The 17,744-nt window shown below is 70.4% G+C and carries 14 protein-coding genes and 3 pseudogenes; 10 read left to right on the top strand and 7 right to left on the bottom strand.

Translation table 11 applies throughout. From position 1 onward, the window contains the following. The first annotated feature begins 211 nt into the window (after positions 1 to 211). The 9 genes and pseudogenes from OG798_RS07695 (at position 212) to OG798_RS07660 (ending at position 8,374) form a co-directional block, all read left to right on the top strand. On the top strand, positions 212 to 1,654 hold the full coding sequence (locus tag OG798_RS07695; RefSeq protein ID WP_328756676.1) for an aldehyde dehydrogenase: 1,443 nt from the start codon (positions 212 to 214) through the stop codon (positions 1,652 to 1,654). Positions 1,655 to 1,858: 204 nt separating this feature from the next. Further along, a pseudogene (locus OG798_RS07690) lies at positions 1,859 to 3,032 on the top strand (dolichyl-phosphate-mannose--protein mannosyltransferase); the annotation flags it as partial. Positions 3,033 to 3,233: 201 nt separating this feature from the next. Then, on the top strand, positions 3,234 to 3,428 hold the full coding sequence (locus OG798_RS07685; protein ID WP_143599875.1) for a hypothetical protein: 195 nt from the start codon (positions 3,234 to 3,236) through the stop codon (positions 3,426 to 3,428). After that, positions 3,361 to 3,879 (top strand): helix-turn-helix transcriptional regulator, encoded by a 519-nt coding sequence (locus OG798_RS56470; RefSeq protein WP_413253516.1) that lies wholly within the window; start codon positions 3,361 to 3,363, stop codon positions 3,877 to 3,879. The genes OG798_RS07685 and OG798_RS56470 overlap by 68 nt, the downstream gene beginning before the upstream one ends. A 687-nt stretch (positions 3,880 to 4,566) precedes the next feature. Beyond that, positions 4,567 to 4,993 (top strand): annotated as a pseudogene (locus OG798_RS07680) (Ohr family peroxiredoxin). A gap of 110 nt (positions 4,994 to 5,103) precedes the next feature. Then, a complete protein-coding gene (locus OG798_RS07675) occupies positions 5,104 to 5,292 on the top strand; it encodes a hypothetical protein (RefSeq protein WP_267060739.1) in 189 nt (62 codons plus the stop codon). 541 nt (positions 5,293 to 5,833) lie between these two features. After that, the gene (locus tag OG798_RS07670; protein ID WP_267060738.1) at positions 5,834 to 6,280 is read left to right on the top strand and encodes a VOC family protein; all 447 of its coding nucleotides are present in this window, start codon (positions 5,834 to 5,836) and stop codon (positions 6,278 to 6,280) included. Between the two features lie 55 nt (positions 6,281 to 6,335). After that, the gene (locus tag OG798_RS07665) at positions 6,336 to 7,775 is read left to right on the top strand and encodes a dihydrolipoyl dehydrogenase family protein (RefSeq protein WP_121417337.1); all 1,440 of its coding nucleotides are present in this window, start codon (positions 6,336 to 6,338) and stop codon (positions 7,773 to 7,775) included. Further along, positions 7,772 to 8,374 carry a GPP34 family phosphoprotein gene (locus OG798_RS07660; RefSeq protein WP_121417338.1) on the top strand — a complete coding sequence of 201 codons (603 nt, stop codon included), beginning with the start codon at positions 7,772 to 7,774 and terminating at the stop codon, positions 8,372 to 8,374. Before OG798_RS07665 ends, OG798_RS07660 begins: the two co-directional genes overlap by 4 nt. Before the next feature lie 371 nt (positions 8,375 to 8,745). On the opposite strand, the gene OG798_RS07655 is transcribed toward OG798_RS07660, so the two are convergent. The 4 genes and pseudogenes from OG798_RS07655 to OG798_RS07640 all read right to left on the bottom strand — a co-directional run bounded on the left by OG798_RS07655 (position 8,746) and on the right by OG798_RS07640 (position 12,031). Continuing rightward, the gene (locus tag OG798_RS07655) at positions 8,746 to 9,312 is read right to left on the bottom strand and encodes a hypothetical protein (RefSeq protein WP_328756675.1); all 567 of its coding nucleotides are present in this window, start codon (positions 9,310 to 9,312) and stop codon (positions 8,746 to 8,748) included. Between the two features lie 334 nt (positions 9,313 to 9,646). Next, positions 9,647 to 10,025 (bottom strand): annotated as a pseudogene (locus tag OG798_RS07650) (MBL fold metallo-hydrolase); the annotation flags it as partial. Between the two features lie 294 nt (positions 10,026 to 10,319). Beyond that, entirely contained in the window at positions 10,320 to 11,312 is a 993-nt protein-coding gene (locus OG798_RS07645) for an NADPH:quinone oxidoreductase family protein (RefSeq protein ID WP_267060737.1), read from the bottom strand. Positions 11,313 to 11,344: 32 nt separating this feature from the next. Then, complete coding sequence (locus tag OG798_RS07640) at positions 11,345 to 12,031, bottom strand: alpha/beta fold hydrolase (RefSeq protein WP_328756674.1); 687 nt, start codon at positions 12,029 to 12,031, stop codon at positions 11,345 to 11,347. 342 nt (positions 12,032 to 12,373) lie between these two features. Here OG798_RS07640 and OG798_RS07635 point away from each other — a divergent pair, with 342 nt between their 5' ends. Then, positions 12,374 to 13,306: an AraC family transcriptional regulator gene (locus OG798_RS07635; protein WP_267060735.1), complete on the top strand. Its 933-nt coding sequence runs from the start codon at positions 12,374 to 12,376 to the stop codon at positions 13,304 to 13,306. A 259-nt stretch (positions 13,307 to 13,565) separates the two neighbouring features. Here the strand turns inward: OG798_RS07635 and OG798_RS07630 are convergent, their stop codons facing one another. From OG798_RS07630 to abc-f, 3 genes are all read right to left on the bottom strand, one after another. Then, positions 13,566 to 14,129 carry a CGNR zinc finger domain-containing protein gene (locus OG798_RS07630; RefSeq protein ID WP_121417341.1) on the bottom strand — a complete coding sequence of 188 codons (564 nt, stop codon included), beginning with the start codon at positions 14,127 to 14,129 and terminating at the stop codon, positions 13,566 to 13,568. Positions 14,130 to 14,284: 155 nt separating this feature from the next. Continuing rightward, on the bottom strand, positions 14,285 to 15,952 hold the full coding sequence (locus OG798_RS07625; protein ID WP_328756673.1) for an ABC-F family ATP-binding cassette domain-containing protein: 1,668 nt from the start codon (positions 15,950 to 15,952) through the stop codon (positions 14,285 to 14,287). 79 nt (positions 15,953 to 16,031) lie between these two features. Beyond that, positions 16,032 to 17,666 carry a ribosomal protection-like ABC-F family protein gene (gene abc-f / locus OG798_RS07620; protein WP_328756672.1) on the bottom strand — a complete coding sequence of 545 codons (1,635 nt, stop codon included), beginning with the start codon at positions 17,664 to 17,666 and terminating at the stop codon, positions 16,032 to 16,034. Positions 17,667 to 17,744: the final 78 nt, after the last annotated feature.

The raw sequence follows: 17,744 nt of genomic DNA, 5'->3' as shown, positions 1-17,744 counted from the left end.
TCGCGTGGGCTCGTGACGCCGGGCGCCGATGCCGCACAGATACGTGTCGACCGCCACGTCGGCCGCCCGCCCAGGGCTCAGATGTGCCTCCTGTAGAGGATCGTGACCTTGAGGTCACTGCTGTGTGTATCTAGAGAATAAAAGTGCTACATTGATGTGGCAGTTGAGTCCTGACTGAACTGAACCGAAAGCACCGGAAGAGAGAAAGCACATGATCACCTACGACCGGCTTTTCATCGGAGGTTCCTGGGCCGAGCCGAGCAACCCGGAGCTGCTCGACATCGCTTCGCCGCACGACCGGTCGGTGGTCGGCCGAGCCGCGCAGGCGCACCCGGCGGACATCGACCGCGCGGTTGCCGCGGCACGGGCGTCCTTCGAGGCCGGCGCGTGGCGTCTGACACCGCCCGCGGAGCGGATCGCGGTCCTGCGGCGATTCAACGCACTGCGCGAGAAGAACGCGGAGAAGATCGCACACCTGATCTCGCTGGAGAACGGTTCGGCCGGATGGTTCACCCGCGCCGGACAGCCCGGCCTGACCCGGCAGGCGAACGCCTACCTGAAGGCGGCCGAGCAGTTCGGCTGGGAGGAGACGCTCGTGCCCTCCGACCCGGCGTCCCCGGTACGCAGCGTGGTGCGCCGCGAGGCGATCGGCGTCGTGGCCGCGGTGATCCCGTGGAACTCGCCCTTCTCCTCGGCCACTTCGAAGATCATCCCGGCCCTGGTCGCCGGCAACTCCGTGGTCCTGAAGGTGTCCCCGGAGAACTCGCTGAGCATGGGCTTCCTGGCCGAGCTGCTGGAGCAGGTGGGCCTGCCCGAGGGCGTGATCAGCGTCCTGCCCGCGGACCGGGAGACCAGTGAGTACCTGGTCTCGCACAAGGACGTCGACAAGATCGCCTTCACCGGCTCGACACGGGCGGGCCGCCGTATCGCCTCGATCGCGGGCGAGCAGCTCAAGCGGGTCAGCCTGGAGCTGGGCGGCAAGTCCGCCGCCATCATTCTTCCCGACGCGGACATCGAGAAGGCCGTCGCGGGCGTCAAGTTCGGCTCCCTGCTCAACAGCGGCGAGTCGTGCATCGCCCAGACCCGGATCCTGGCCCCGCGCAGCCGGTACGAAGAGGTCGTGGCCGCGCTGAAGGAACTGGTGGAGTCGCTGAAGGTGGGCGACCCGAACGACCCCGACACCTTCATCGGCCCGATGATCCGCCCCGACCAGCAGGAGCGGGTACGCACCTACATCCAGCTCGGTATCGAGGAGGGTGCCCGCCTGGTCGCTGGCGGCCCGCAGATCCCCGAGGGCCTGGAGAAGGGCAACTACGTCACGCCCACCGTCTTCGCCGACGTAGACAACTCCATGCGGATCGCGCAGGAGGAGATCTTCGGTCCGGTCCTGGTGGTCATCGCCTACGACGACGAGGACGACGCAGTCCGCATCGCCAACGACTCCGAGTACGGCCTCTCCGGCGGCGTCTGGTCCTCCGACGAGGAGCGCGCCCTGACGGTCGCCCGCCGCGTCCGCAGCGGCACCATCACCGTCAACGGCGCCTCCGTCGCCTTCGACGGCCCGTTCGGGGGCTTCAAGGCCAGCGGCATCGGCCGCGAGTACGGCGCGGTCGGCCTTGGCACCTACACCGAGTACAAGACCATCACCGTCTGACCCCCCGGCGTCCAAGAGGGTCGGTTCCGGCGAACTGGGACGGCTGCCCGTACGCCACCTACGACGGGCTCCCGGTCACCGGCGTCGGCCTGCGCAACGCCGGAGCCCGACCTTGTGACCGACCTGGCCCCGTGAAGACGTGTGTCCCGCGCCGAAGAGACCGGCGCGGGACACACGTGCGTGCATGACCCCTAAGGTCATTCAGTGACGAGTAGCGAAGCGACCCGTTCCCCGTCTTCGACGGCACCCGTCCGACAACGCAGCCCAAAGACTGGCGGGAACGACTTCGGAGATTCGGATACGTAGCACGCCCGGGGACCGACATCCGCGAGCGTCTTGTTCCGCCCTTTCCGAAGCCGCCGGCCCGTCCGTGCGAGCTCACACGTCTCGATCCGGCACGGGCGTACCGTGCCGCGAAGGCGATGGACCGGCTGGGGCCGGTAATCGTCGCCGTCCTGGCCGGGGCAATCCGCTTCTGGCACCTTGGCCGGCCGCGGGCGGTCGTATTCGACGAGACGTACTACGCCAAGGACGCCTGGTCCCTGCTGCGGCTCGGCTACGAGAGCACCTGGCCGGACCGCAAGATCGCCGACCCGCAGATACTCGCCGATCCCCAGGTGATTTTGCTCTCCGACACCGGGTCCTTCGTCGCGCACCCGCCGACGGGCAAGTGGGTGATCGCCCTCGGCGAGTGGATGTTCGGCCTGGCCCCGTTCGGCTGGCGCTTCATGACGGTGGCCCTGGGCACTCTGTCGGTGCTGATGCTGTGCCGAATAGGACGCCGCCTGTTCCGTTCGACCCTGCTGGGCTGCCTGGCCGGAGCACTGATGGCGATGGACGGTCTGCACGTAGTGATGAGCCGCACCGCTCTGCTCGACCTCGTCGTCATGTTCTTCGCACTGGCGGCGTTCGGATGCCTGCTCATCGACCGGGACAGTGCACGAGCCCGGCTCGCGGTGGCCTTACCGGTCGGCGAGGACGGCCGGGTACGCCCGGACGGACACACCGGTGACCATGCCCGGACGGGGCTGCGTCCCTGGCGGCTCGCAGCCGGCCTCTTCCTGGGACTGGCGGCCTCCGCCAAATGGAACGGCCTGTACTTCCTCGCCTTCTTCGTGATCCTTACCGTGCTGTGGGACGTCGGCGCTCGCCGCGTAGCGGGAGCGCGCCGTCCCTACCGCGCGGTGCTGCGCAAGACCTCAACTGGTCGGTGCTGTCCCTCGTCCCGGTCGCCGTGGTGACGTATCTGGCGACATGGGCCGGCTGGTTCCTGTCCGACAACGGTTACGGACGCCACTGGGCGGACGGCCGCGGCGGCACCTGGTCGTGGATTCCGGCCTCGCTGCGCAGCCTGTGGCACTACGAGTACGGGGTGTACGTCGTCCCGGGGGTCGGCCGCGACCACCCCAGGAGCGGCCCGAGGCCTTCACCGCCGCGATCCTCGAAGCCGACGTCACGGGGTAACCGGCCCGCGTCTGACCGTCACCTCCTTGACGGGTGACGAATGGAGGAGCATGCTGATCGTCGTCCAAGGCAACAAGCAGGACGCCAGCCGCGATCGACGAAGTGGAGCACGGCCATGAACAAGAAGCCCACCACGGACGCCGCGGCGGCGGTACGGCACGCGCGATACGGCAGGCTTCCCGAGCGCATCCGCTTCGAGGACATGACCGAAGAGGTGGAGGCGGCGCCGGGCGGCGGGGCGAGTGCGTCGTACGACCCCGAAGGCTCGTGGAAGTTCTACTCGTGCCTCGCCCTCGACCTGGGGCTGTAGGCATCCGGCACAGTATGCCGGGACCACGCCTACCGACGGGGCCTTCGCCCTGTTCGACCGGGCACTTTCCCCGGCTGGGCCCGGCGACTGGCCCTTCGACGTCGCATGGGCAGCCCTGTACTACGGCGAACGCCTACGCCGCCGGCGTGCGACGGAGGAAGCCCGTGACCAACCGGTCAAGGCGTCCGAGGCGTTCAACAAGCTCGGAGCGGAACCGTGGGCGGCCCGCGCCACGGCTGAACTCCGCGCCGGCGGTCACCCCGCAGCCGCCACCGCCCAACCGGGCAAGGGGACGCTGACCGCTCAGGAATGGGCGGTCGCGAGGCCGGCCGCCACCGGGCGGACCAACAAGCAGATCGCCGAGCGACTGTTCCTCCCGCCAGATCATAGGCGTCCACCGGTACCAGATTTGTCCCAGACTCGGCGTCAACTCCCGAGCTGCGCTGTGTGACGCTCCGGCCGCTCTCGACCTCGAGGATGTCGACTGAGATGGCCCGACGACCGCACCGTCACAGCGAGTTGGGCCATCGGACTCGGCTGGCGGTCAGCAGGGCGCCGGCGTACGACAACGTGGCCACCACACCCCAGGCCGCCACCCCAAGCAACCAGCCACCCGGCGTGCCCGGTCGGCTCGGCGAGGCGCACGGCACGTCGCATCCGGGGCCGGCGTGGTGTTCGCGCTGGGGGACGCGCAGACACGCACCCGCCCGGCATGCCGCCGCGCCGACGCCTGGAGTTGGTATGGGGCGTCAGGCAGGTTGCCCAGGATCACCTCGGTGTGACGGCCGGCATCTTCCCGGCCTCGGTGACATGCATCCGTCGGCCATTACGGGTGAACTCGGCTGTTACGGGTGAACGGGGGCATGCCCGCCTCCCGCTCGAGCGCCCGGATCTCCTGAGTGGCAGCGGACTGGGTGTAGCTCGAGGCGTGCGGGCGGCGTTGCCGACCGCGGTGTGTAGCCGGTCGGAGGGGCACCGGTCCGCCGGGGGGGGCAGCCACTGAAAGCCTCCAATCACCGCCTTGACGGGTGACGAAAGTGGCTGCCATGATTGCGTCACTGCCTCAACCAGTGACGCAAAGGGTGTCCTGGTCGGCAGGCGACCAAGGGCCTTTCGGTCCAGATGGGGAGCACCAGTCATGGCAGTCAGCTACACCGCCGTTGTCGACGTCGACGGAGAGGGCCGGAACGGCGGTCATGTCCGCTCCTCCGACGGTCTGCTGGAGACCGGCCTCGCCCTCCCCAAGGAGCTCGGCGGCGCGGGCACCGCGACCAACTCCGAGCAGCTCCTCGCCGCCGGCTGGGCCGCCTGCTTCCTCGGCGCCCCGCGCCGCGCCGCGACCACCCGCAAGATTCGTCACCAGCACCACCATCACCGCCGAGATCACCCTCACCCACGGCGACGACGGCGAGTTCTCCCTCTCCGCGGTTTTCAACCCTGTTCTCGGTGGTGTCGACCAGGCCACCGCCGAGGAGCTCGCGCACGCCGCCCACCAGATCTGCCCGTACTCCAAGGCCACGCGCGACAACATCCCGGTCATCATCAACGTCGGCATCGCCGCCTGATCTATCCCTCCCCTCGACCGCGGGTCCCGTGTTCCCCCTGCACGGGACCGGCCACCCCCTCAGCCGTACTCACACCGCCGACCGAAGAGCGAGGGCAGGACATGGCTTCCATGACGCACACACACGTACAGACCGCCCCGCAACCTCGTTCGGATCTCCACCGTGTCTCCGGCGAGGTGCCGTCCCGAGCCGCGGGAGGCTCCGAGGACCGGGACTGGCCAAGGGACACCCAGGTGTGGAACTGGGCGGAGGGCGCAGCGCTGTCGGGGTACGGCCCGCCGGCCTCGAGCTTCATCTGACCGGCGGCACCACGCGAAAGGCCCGGTCGGCACCGGATCGTGCCGCACCGGTCACCTCGCTACGAAGGAAACGTCAGTGGTGCCGGCCGATGATGACGGTGACCAGGTCGGTGCCCCGGTCGAGGGCGTCGAACTGAGCTGGCACGCCGTCGGTCTGAGGGGCCGTCATGACAGCGATGGTGGCACCCGAGCACCTGACGTCCGTGCACCCACGTCAATGCGCGGCCGGCGCGGGAGGTGGGAAAGGTTCTTCCCAAGATCTGTCCTCCCGTGATCGGTCGATGGCCTCCGTCGTGCGCGCACCCTGCTGAAGGCGGAGCGCCGAATCTTCACACGTATCCGGACGCCGTCAGGTGCTCTGGCTTCAGTAACGAGTAGTCAACGCTGTCGAGCCACACCCTCAGATGACTGAAGCGGCACATGTCGATCGCGGCCGACACTGAGAGCTCGGTGCCCGCCGACGTATGTGAGCACCGCTGACGGGTGTGGTCTCGAGCGACCCAGAACCCATGACCGAACCATCGAAAGCGAGATCACAGCCATGGACATGAAGCTGGAAGTCGTCATTCTGCCCGTCTCCGACGTGGACCGAGCCAAGGGGTTCTACGTGGAGCAGCTCGGCTGGCGCCTCGACGCCGACTTCCCGATCAACGACGGCTACCGGATCGTGCAGGTGACCCCGCCCGGCTCCGAGTGCTCGATCATCTTCGGGGAGGGCCTGACCCGGCAGGAGGCGGGCACGCTCCACGGCCTCCAGCTGACCGTCACCGACATCCTCACGGCCCAGGAGGAGCTGACCTCCCGCGGTGTGGAGGTCTCTGGCCCCTTCCGCGACGAGACCGGCGCCTTCCACCACGCCGGTGACTCCCACCGAGTGCCCGGCCTGCACCCCGAGCGCGTCAGCTACGGCACCTTCGCCGCCTTCAAGGACCTCGACGGCAATGAGTGGTTCCTCCAGGAGGTCACCGAGCGCGCCCCCGGCCGCTGAGAGTCACCACGGACCACGACACCCATCCGACCGGCATCCAGCCACTGGAGGACGCGTGACGACCGAGAACATCCGCACGTACGACGTCATAGTGATCGGCGCGGGTCCGGTCGGCGAGAACGTCGCGGACCGTACCACCGCCGCGGGCCTGAGCACCGTCCTCGTGGAGAGCGAACTGGCGGGCGGCGAGTGCTCGTACTGGGCCTGCGAACCCAGCAAGGCCCTGCTGCGCCCCGCCCTGCTCCGCGCCGACGCCATGCATGTCCCAGGTCTCGACCCCGGCGTCAAGAACCCGCTGGACGTCGAGGCCGTCCTGGCGCACCGCAACCGCATGTCCACCGACTGGAACGACGAGGGCCAGGTCGAGTGGATCAAGTCGGCCGGCATCGACCTGCTGCGGGGCCACGGACGGCTGGCGGGGGAGCGCGAGGTGTCCGTGGAGACGCCCGCGGGCGACACCGTCCGCCTGCGGGCCCGGCACGCCGTCGCCGTGTGCACCGGCAGCCGCGCGGACCTGCCCCCGCTGCCCGGGATCGAGAACCTTCGGCCCTGGACCAGCCGGGAGGCGACCAGCGCCCAGCAGCCGCCGCGGCGCCTCGTGATCGTCGGCGCCGGTGTGGTGGGCGTCGAGATGGCCACCGCCTGGCAGGCCTTGGGCAGCCGGGTGACCCTGCTCGCCCGGGGGGACGGGCTGCTGCCCCGGCTGGAGCCCTTCGCGGGCGAGCTGGTCACCGAGCGCCTGCGGGAGGCCGGTGCGGACGTACGGTTCGGCGTCTCTGTCGTCGACGCGGAGAGGGTGGACGACGGAGAGGTCCGTGTCACCCTGTCGGACGGCGGTGAGATCACCGCCGACGAGATCCTCTTCGCCACCGGCCGCGCCCCGCGCTCGAAGGACATCGGGCTCGACATCGTGGGACTGAAGCCGGGTGACTGGCTCACCGCCGACGACAGTCTCACCGTCACCGCGGTCCCCGGGGACTGGCTGTACGCCGTCGGCGACATCAATCGCCGCGCCCTGTTCACCCACCAGGGCAAGTACCAGGCGCGCATCGCCGGTGCCGTGATCGCCGGCCGGGCCCGAGGTGAGCGGCTGGACACCGGGCGCTGGACTCCGCACAGCAGTACGGCCGACATCGAGGCCGTCCCCGGCGTGGTGTTCACCGACCCCGAGGTCGCCTCCGTGGGCCTGACCGTCCGCGAGGCCCAGCGCACCGGCCGGGCCGTCGAGGTCGTCGACTACGAGATCGGTCACCTCGCGGGCGCCGTCCAGTACCGGCCCGACTACCGAGGCCGGGCCCGGATCCTCATCGACCGGGACCGCCAGGTCGTCGCCGGCGCCACCTTCGTCGGACCGGGCGTCGGCGAGCTGCTGTATTCGGCCACCGTCGCCATCACCGGAGAGGTGCCCGTCGAGCGTCTCTGGCACGCCGTACCCGCCTTCCCCACCATCAGCGAGGTGTGGCTGCGCCTGTTGGAGACGAGGCGGGATTCATGACCACCGCACGGGACCTCGCGCTCATCACTCTGGGCATGCCGACCGACCTGCCCGTGGCGCAGGGCGACCTGTCCCTCGCGCTCGCGGGGGCCGAGGCGATCGATCTCCTGGAGAACGGGGCGCTGAGCCTGAACGGAGATCGCATGGTGCCCGGCCCTCGGGTGGCGACGGGTGACCGTCTGCTGGACCAGGCGGACGCCTCGCTCACCCGGCGGGAGCCGTACGAGACGGTCGACGACTGGCTGTGGCGCCGCGGCAGCGAGCTCGCCGCGGCCTACGTCGACGACCTGGAGCGGGCCGGGCTCGTCAACCACCCACGGGGTCACGGGTTTTGGCAGCGGTCAGCGCGGACCGTGCTGGCCGATTCGCAGGCGCGCCGCGGTGCGGAGGAACGCAGGTTGTCCGGCGACCCCGTCCTCGCCGCTCTGCTGGCAGCCGCAGGGATCGGGGCGGACCCGGCCGAGGCCCACGAGAGCCTCGACGCGGACGCGGTCACGACGGTGCTGGCTGCCGTCGGCGGCGCGGTGACGCAGCTGGAGGCCGTACGTCTGCGGCATGACATCGAGAACGCCGCGTTCGACAACGTGTGGCGGGGTTAGGTCGGCGCAGCGGGGGTGCGCCGACGGGTGTCGTCACATCGGTGAGTGGGGTTTTCACACCTACGTCATGAGGAAAGGACGGCGACGGCCGGACCGGGACCCGACGAGGACATGTTGCCTGGGGTGCCTTGGGACTTCGCTGCCTTGGCGGGGCCTCCCAGGGCGCCCGTCAGCAGATCGACCGTCGGCTCCGTCGTGAGGAGGATGCCCGCTCGTGAAGATCGGTATCGGGCTCGAAGGCCTCGCCCGTCGCCCGTACGGCACCGACTCGACGCCGAGGTGCCTCACCCGTCCCGCGTGGCGGGCTGTGTCGCACGGGGTGCAGAGCAGTGCCCGGCTGCGGACCACTGCCCGCGGGACGAGCGCAGGTGTCAGTCGGAGCTGTCCGCCTCGCCCCGCTTCACCAGGGTGTACATGACGGAACGCTGCTGCTTGTGACGCCTGATACGTCCCTTGGCGACCAGGGATTCGATGGTGTTCCGCACCACCTGCGGTGTGGGGTTGCGGTCCGGGTGTTTCTCGAGGAGTTCGTCCCGCAACTCCTTCGCCAGACGCGGCTCGTCGTACTGGCCGAGCAGGTCCGCCAGCAGGTCACCGAGCAGAGGCCGGCGCGACTTCCCCTTCGCGCCGGCCTTCGCCGTCTGGCCGGCCGGAGTGGTCTTGGCCGATGTGGAGCGCCGCGCAGCAACTCCGGCGGGGGCCTGCTTCGCCTTTGCGGCGACGGGCTCGTCCTGCAACTGCCCGGGCAGACGGGACGCGTCCGCCAAACCCTCGTACCGCTCGGCGAGGTTGAGGATGTCCGACAGGAGGGCTTCCTCCTGCTTCAACACCGTGATCCTCTCCGCCAGCTCCCGCTGTTTCTGGCGGTTCTCCTCCAGGTCCGACGCGGCTTGTGCTACGTACCGCGATCGGAGCGTGGAGGCTGATTGGCTGGTCACACCGTTCACTCCCTCGCTATGGATGACGTTGCGCATGGTACCCACGCCGAGGGTCCCGTGGGGATAAGTGTCAGCGCCAGATGGTCCGTCTGGCATGCCCACTCTTCACGATAGGCGCTGATGTGCCTGCGCATATAGGAAGTGTGTGCCCTCTTCGACCTCCCGAGGGTTCGGCGACGTCACTCGCACGAGGTTCTCCCCGTACATACTGCTCGGTGAGTATGTCGCCGAACCGCCGCCCTGACGACCCTTGGTGGACCGTTGTATGCGCCGGCCGGGGGACGAGTGCGGGTGTCGGCCGCCCCTCGGATCCGGGGTCCGTCCACCTGGCGGCGGCGTGCTCGCGGGCCGTCAGAGCAGCCTCCTCGGCCGACCTTGGTGCACAGGCCCGTGGCCGGGCAGGACGAGACCCGCGTCCAGCCTCTCGCTCACGGCCAGGGAGTCGCCGCTGCAGGGCGGGTGGTAGGCGCAGTGGCCCTTGGTGTGCCACGGCGTGTGCACGGGCACGGGCGCACCGGGCAGGTCCGGTGCTCCCGGTGCGGGGAACCCTGGTGCATGAGGACGGGCACGTCATACGCGGCGCGTAGGTGTTCGGCCGCGTCGATGTGGTCATTGTGCGCGTGCGTAACCAGGACGGCGGCCACGGACCCTGCGTTCAGCCCGACCGCCTCCAGCGAGGCCGGCACGGCGTCTGGGTCTGTCCCGGTATGGCCCGCTCCCGCATTCCTGTGGCGGGAGCGGGCCATACACGTGTCGCCATGAAGGCGAGTGAAGGGCGTCCACTGGCTTCATCCGCACGGCGCGCAGCGGCGGGGCGCGGCCGGCCAGCAGGCCCATGAGAGCGTCGGCCACCGGGGCGCCCAGGGCGAGCCACAGTTCCGGCACGGAGGTCCACTGCTCCGACGCCCGCCACGTACACCCTGACGTCCGCGCACACCCGGCGAGGAACTCCCCGCCTGTGGCGCGCTCTGGGTGCCTCCCCGGCCGACGGCACCTGACCCGCGCGGCTACCCCGCCACCCGGACCACCGATTTGCCCGGGCCGGGAGCCCCCTGCCCGGCGATCATGTCGGGCACATCGATGAACGAGTGCACCGTCCCCACCGGGGTCGTGATCGTCTGCTCCGCGGCCAGACGTGTGAGCCGGCTCCACACGGCGGCCTCGACATCCGGGTCCTCGTCGGGGCCCGCCAGCACGCCCACCGCCGAGTAGTTGCGCAGCAGCAAGTCGGCCGAGTCCAGAGGCACGGTCGTCCCGGCAGCGAGCCCGATCACGGCGATCCGGCCGCCCCGCGCGATGCTCTTGAGGGTGGTGGCGGCCGTCTCGCCGCCGACCGGATCGTAGATCAGGTCCACCCCGCGTCCGCCGGTGATCTCGGTGACGCGCGCTGTCAGATCCTCCGTCCGGTGATCGATGACGTGGTCCGCGCCGTGGCGTGCGCAGAACTCCGTCTTGGACCTGCCGCCCGCCACCGCGATCACGGTGGCGCCCAGGGCCTTGCCCAACTGCACTGCCGCGGCGCCGCTGCTCCCGGCGGCGCCGAGTACGAGCAGGCTCTGGCCGGGTTCGACGGGGGCACGCTCGACCAGGCCGGCGTAGGCGGTCCGGAAGGCGATCGGGAACCCACCCGCCTCCTCGTCCGTCATGCCCGAGGGCACCCGGACGGCCGACACCTCACGCAGGTATGTGTACTGCGCGTATCCGCCCCACCCCTCCAGGAACCCGGTGATTCCCGTGACGCGGTCGCCGGGCGCGAACCGTGAGCCCGGCGGGACGGCGACAACCTCCCCTGTGGCCTCCTTGCCCAGCCCGAAGGGGGGATCCCCGAGCAGCGGGAAGCGCCCCGTGGCCATCAACAGGTCGGGAAATCCGGCGCCCGCCGTGCGCACCCGGATCAGCACCTGGCCGGGTTTCGGCTCCTCCCAGGTCATGTCCCGCAGCCGGACCGCCTCACGCGGCGTGCCGAAGCGCTCGACGCGCCAGGCTTTTCCCGAGAACATCCCCTGAACAGGGACAGGCGAATCCGCCATGGTCAGCGGTCCGCATCCGTCGTGATCAGCCGGGCCAGTTCCTCAGGCACGGACAGGAAGGGCGAGTGGCCGGCCGCGATCCGGTATGACCGCTCCGAGCGGGCCGCCATCTGCTCCTGGAACCCGGGATCCACTGCCCGGTCCTGCTCGCAGACGATGTACGCGGCTGGCACGGCCTTCCAGGCGGCCGTGGTGAGGGGCTCGCTGAAGGACTTCACGGTCTGCAGCACCAGCCGGTCGACGGCTTGCTGCGCGACATCGTCCGGGACGTCCGCATACAGGTGGCTCCCGGGGTCCTCGTGGGCCGGCAGGGTGCCGGTCTTGCCGCTGGGCAGCGCGCCGCCGCTCAGCCCCGAGAGGGACTCCCCCTCCTCCAGTTGGAACGCGGAGAGGTAGATCAGACGGGACACGTTGGGAGCGGCGGCCTCGGTCGCGGGCAGCCCGCCGTAGGAGTGCGCGAGGACCGTCACCGGCCCGTCGAGGTCGGCCAGCTTCTCCCGGATGACGCGGGCGTCGTCGTACATTCCGGCGGTGTTGTCCGGGTCGGCCGACGCGCTCGGCAGGTCGACGGTCTCCACCCGCCAGCCGAGCGCGGTGAGTTCGGGAGCCAGCAGCTCCCAGCACCAGGAGCCGTGCCAGGCACCGTGGACGAGCAGGATGACGGGGTCGTTGTGCGCTGCGCTGGTCATGCGGGGCAGGTCTTTCTCGAAGCGAACCATGGGTCCGGTGGTGGGCGGATGCCTCGGCCGAGGGGGCCGGGCGGCAGACATGTGCTCCTGATAAGGGGTCACATATGAAGGGGCATATGTCCCGCTCGACCCTCGCCAGCCTAGGGACCATGCCGAGCGGCGGCCATGCTCGGGCGTCCGGCGGACTTGCGTGAGCGTTCCGCACCGCGAGAGTTGTCGTTCCCTCGGGCTCCGCCTGGGGGACGTCGATGCGCCGCTGTATGTTGAAGGAGCCGCAGGTTCTGTCAGCCCTGTGCAGCCGCGGGGGCCAGCACATGCCGGGCGGCCCGGAAAGGAAGCCGCGTGGACCCCTTGGAAGACGTCCTCGCGCTGCTGGACACCCGCGGTCACCTCTCCGCCGGCCTGGTGGCGGGCGGTGACTGGGCCGTGGAATTCCCGCCGCCTCCAGGTGTGAAGTTCAACGCCGTGCGGCGCGGAAGGTGTCTTCTGGAGGTCGACGGGGTGCCGGCGTCCATCGCGTTGTCGGAGGGCGACTGTTTCCTCCTGACCCGCAGACGTGGCTTCACGCTCCGCAGCGGCCCGCATGTGCCGGCTGTCGCGGCGGGTCCTCTCTTCGCGCGGGCCGATGCGAGGGTGGCGCGGGCCGGCGGCGGCGACGAGGTGCATCTTCTCGGCGGTCGCTTCTCCTTCGGCGCCCGGGCCCAGGGGCTGCTGCTGGACGGCCTTCCGCCGGTCATCCACCTGCCGGCCGGTACGGGCCGGGCACAGACGGTGCGCTGGGTGCTCGACGCGATCGACGAGGAACTACGGCACCGGCGGATGGGAGCCACCCTGGTCGCGGAGCACCTCGCGATCGTCATGCTCGTGCACGTTCTGCGCTCCCATCTGGAGAGCGAGGCCGGCACCGGCCCTGGCTGGCTCGCGGGCCTGGCCGACCCTGCGGTCGCGGCGGCGCTGGCCTGCGTACACCGGGATCCGGCGCACCCATGGACCGTCGCCGAACTGGCCCGGGCGGGATCGGTCTCCCGCACCGTGCTCGCCACACGGTTCAAGAAGGTGGTCGGCCAGGCGCCGCACGAGTACCTAACGGCGTGGCGGATCGAACTCGCGGCCAAGCAGCTGCGCAAGGGGGAGGGGACCGTAGCCTCCATCGCGCAAGCGGTTGGCTACAGTTCCGACAGCGCCCTGAGCACCGCGTTCAAACGTGTCATGGGGACGTCACCCCGGCATTACCGGGAACACCCGGAGTCCGCGGACATGGCGCAGATACACTGACACATGTCTCTGGTGATTCGTTCCGTGATCGGCCAGTCCGACTGACCCACGTGTTTCTCTATGCACGGGTGTGAAGGCTGCACGCGCGCACGGAAGGGTCATCTCTCTTCGTTCTACCGGAGACGCCATTCTTCGGCGGCTTGCGGAACTTGTTCGTCAACATTCCCTGAGCGCGCATGACGGACCGGCGCCCCTCAAAGACCTCTGCGCCGACTGACCCCGGCGCTCGCCGGGGCCATGCGCCGCTCAGGTCAGGAGGTCAGCGTGCGGTCACGGCGGGAACGGACTTCTTGCGTGCGCGGTACGCGGCGGCCTTGATCTTGTTGCCGCAGGACTCCATGCCACACCACTGGCGCCGCATGCCCCGGGAGCGGTCGATGTAGACCCGGGTGCACTCGGGGTTGCCGCATTCCTTCATCAAGGGGACGTCCGGGCCGCTGAGCAGTTCCACGGCCTGCCGGGCGACGGTCGCCAGCGCCTGCTCGGGCGTCGCGTCGGTGTGCCGTCCGGCCACGGTGAGCTGCGGCGTCGCGGGGGGCTTGCGCGCGGCGGCGTTGAGTACGGCGAGCGCTTCGCGGTTGAACTCCTCGTCGAGACGGCGGTCCGTGACGAGATGGTAGATGGCCTCGCGCACGGTCGTGGCCTCCCGGACGTCGTCCTCCTCGCCGGGAGTGATCGTGTCCACCAGCCCGGACTCCAGGTACCAGGCATTCAGCCGCTCCGGCGTCACGAACATCTCGAACCGGGTCGAGCGTCGGGCCCGGAGGGTGGCCGCGAAGTCGAGGGCCGGGTGCCCGCATACGAATACATGGTCAAGATTCACATCACCATCTTGACAGGTGACTCCTGTCGAGCGCAAGAAGCGTCACCGTTCCAGGCGGTGCTTCCGCGCAACAGCGCGATCGAGATCGTACGGCACCTCGCGCGGTCCGCGCCGGTCAGGACCGTAGACGGGCGCGGACCGCGAGCGGGCCCGGCTCAGGACCCGGAGCAGGCCGGTGCCGCCTCCTCTTCCCGCCGGTCGCGTCCCGGTTCCAGACGGAGTTCGCGGCCCTGCCACCGCCGGCGCAGCCAGCGGTCGTGGCTCGCCACGACGATCGCTCCGGGGCCGGGACCCAGTGCGGCCTCCAGTTCGTCGCACAGGGCGGGGGAGAGGTGGTTGGTGGGCTCGTCGAGCAGCAGCAGCTGGGGCGGGCGGGCCACCAGGAGGGCCAGCGCGAGCCGCCGGCGCTGCCCCACGGACAGCTGCCCGACCGGCTTGTCCAGGTCCGTCTCGTGCATCAGGCCGAGCGAGCCGAGCGGCACCTTCTCGGCCCGCTGCGCGCCCAGTGACTGCTCGTAGGTGTCCCGGACGGTGCGACCGGGCCGCACGAACACGGTGTCCTGGGTGAGTAGCCCCACCGTCAGCCTGCGCCGCCGGTGCACCTCGCCCTCGGCCGGAAGACGTCCGGCGAGCACGGTGAGCAGCGTGGACTTGCCCGCCCCGTTGCCGCCCGTGATCAGCAGCCTGTCCGTCGCCGACACCTCCAGGCCGTCCAGCGCGAGTCGGCCGGGCACCCGCACGTCGTGCAGGGACACCAGGGGCCGCGAGCCCTCCTCGGCACGCGCGGCCAGGTCCCCGGCCGCGAACCGCAGCGGGCGCGGTGGCTCGGCGAGCTGGGTGCGCTCCAGTTCCTCCAGCCGCCGGGTGGCGTTGCGGACCCGGCGGGAGATCTGGCTCTGCACCCGGCTGGCCCGGTGGCCGTAGCCCATCTTCTCGTTGTCGGTGCGGCCCCGAAGCGGCGCGACCCGGTGCGCGGTCACCCCCGCCGCGTGCCGTAGTTCCGCCAGTTCCTCCTGTTCCTCGGCGTACCGCCGCTCCCAGCGTTCCCGCTCGGCGCGCTTCTTCGACAGGTAGGCGCTGTAGTTTCCGCCGTAGCGGACCGGACCGTCCACCGCCGGGTCGAGGTCGATCAGGTCGGTGCAGACGGCGTCGAGGAACGCCCGGTCGTGGCTGGCCGCGACCACGGTCCCGGGCAGGCCGCGGATCTGCTCCTCCAGGAAGACGGCGGCGCCGTCGTCGAGGTGGTTGGTCGGCTCGTCGAGCAGCAGCGCCGACGGCCGCCGGACGAGCAGTGCGGCCAGGGCCAGCCGCCCGCGCTGTCCGCCGGACAGCGAACCGAGCGTGCGGTCGTGTCCGAACGCGCCGAGACCCAGGCCGTCCAGCACCAGGGCCGCACGACGGTCGGCGTCCCAGGACTCCCGGTCCTGCGCCTGCTCGAGCCGCCTTCCGTAGGCGTCGAGGAGCTTCCGGTGACCTGGGTCGTCTTCCGGGGCGCGGCCGAGTTCCTCGCCGAGCCGGTCCAGCTCGGCGAGGTCCTCGCGGGCCTCACGCAGCGCCTCGTCCAGCACCGCGGCGATGGTCGAGTCGGCGTCGTACGGCATCTCCTGGTGGTGGAAGCCGAGGTCGCCCGGGCGGGTGACGCTTCCCGCGTCGGGTTCGTCCACGCCGGCGAGCACGCGCAGCAGGGTGGACTTGCCGACGCCGTTCTCCCCGATCAGGCCGATGCGGTGGCCGGGGGAGGCGGTCAGGGAGATGCCGTCGAGGACGCGACGGCCGCCCAGGTCGCGGACGAGGTCGTGGGCGAGCAGAGCGGGCTGAGGCATGGAGAACCGTCCAACGTGATCGGTGTTCGGTCCGCGGGGCGTGCTGCCTCGGACGCGGACCACTGCACACGCCGACAGCTCACACCGCGGGGGCTCCCGTCTCCGTGAGCGTTCCGTCGGCCAGCCGCAGCCAGCGGTTCACCCCGATCTCGGTGAGGAACCGCTCGTCGTGGCTGACCACCATGAAGGCGCCCTGGTAGGAGTTGAGTGCGCTCTCCAGCTGGCCCGCGCTGATGAGGTCGAGGTTGTTGGTCGGCTCGTCGAGCAGCAGCAGATGCGGGGCCGGTTCGGCGCACAGGACGCAGGCCAGAGTGGCGCGCAGCCGTTCGCCGCCGGAGAGCACCCCGACGGGCAGGTGCGCCCGCGCGCCCCGGAAGAGGAAGCGGGCGAGCAGATTCATCCGCTCCGCCTCGGGCCGCCCGGGGGCGAAAGCGGCGAAGTTCTCCGCCACGGTGCGGTCCAGGTCCAGCAGGTCCAAGCGCTGCGAGAGATAGGCGACCCGGCCTTCGTTGCGCTTGATCTCCCCGCTGTCCGGGGCGAGTTCGCCGGTGAGCAGACGCATCAGGGTGGTCTTTCCGGCGCCGTTGGGACCGGTCAGCCCGATGCGCTCGGGGCCTCGGACGGTCAGGTCGACACCGCCCGCGGCGAACACGGCCTTGTCCCCGAGGTGGACCTGCATCCCTTCGCCGAGGAAGAGGTTGCGCCCGGTGGGCACCTGGGTGTCGGGCAGGTCCAGGGAGATGCGCTGCTCGTCGCGCAGCGTGCGTCCGGCCTCGTCGAGGCGGGCCATTGCCTCACTGACCCGGGACGCGTGCAGCTGGCCGGCCCGGCCCGCGGACTCCTGCGCGCCGCGCTTCATGGTGCCGGCGAAGATGCGGGGCAGGCCGGCGTTCTTGAGGTTGCGGGCGGCGTTGCTCTGGCGGCGCTCGGCACGCTCGCGGGCCTGCTGCATCTCCCGCTTCTCACGCTTCAGCTCCTGTTCGGCGTTGCGGACGTTCTTCTCGGCGACCTCCTGCTCGGCGCGCACGGCCTCTTCGTACTCGGTGAAGTTGCCGCCGTAGAAACGCAGTTCGTCGCTGCTTAGCTCGGCGACGCGTTCCATGCGGTCGAGCAGCGCCCGGTCGTGGCTGACCAGCAGCAGACAGCCGGTGAAGTCCGACAGCCCGTCGTAGAGCTTGTGCCGGGCCTGAAGGTCGAGGTTGTTGGTGGGCTCGTCGAGCAGCAGCACGTCGGGACGCCTGAGCAGCTGGGCGGCGAGGCCGAGCGAGACGACCTGGCCGCCGCTGAGCGTGCTCAGGCCGCGGTCCAGGGTGAGGTCGACAAGGCCCAGGCGGTCGAGCTGGGCGCGGGTGCGCTCCTCGACGTCCCAGTCGTCGCCGATGGTGGTGAAGTGCTCCTCGCTGACGTCGCCGGACTCCACGGCGTCCAGGGCCCGGATCACCGCGGCGACGCCGAGCACCTCGGCGACCGTGAGGTTCCCGGTCAGCGGGAGGCTCTGCGGGAGGTAGCCGAGTGTGCCGCCGACGGACACCGAGCCGGTGGCGGGCTTCAATTCATCGGCGATCAGCTTGAGCAGGGTGCTCTTGCCGGAGCCGTTGGGGGCGACCAGGCCCGTGCGGCCGCTGGTCACGGTGAAGGACAGGTCGTGGAAGACCGGGGTGTCGTCGGGCCAGGCGAAGGACAGGTTCGAGCAGACGATGGCGGCGTCGGACATGGAGGCGACCTCGAAGGGACTGAGGGCAGAGAACAGAGCTCTACCCCGGGCAGACCTGGAAAAGGGGGTACGACGAGA

Origin of the sequence: Streptomyces sp. NBC_00271, assembly GCF_036178845.1 — a bacterium.
Classification (GTDB): Bacteria; Actinomycetota; Actinomycetes; order Streptomycetales; family Streptomycetaceae; genus Streptomyces.
This window is presented reverse-complemented; position numbering and strand designations above follow the sequence as displayed.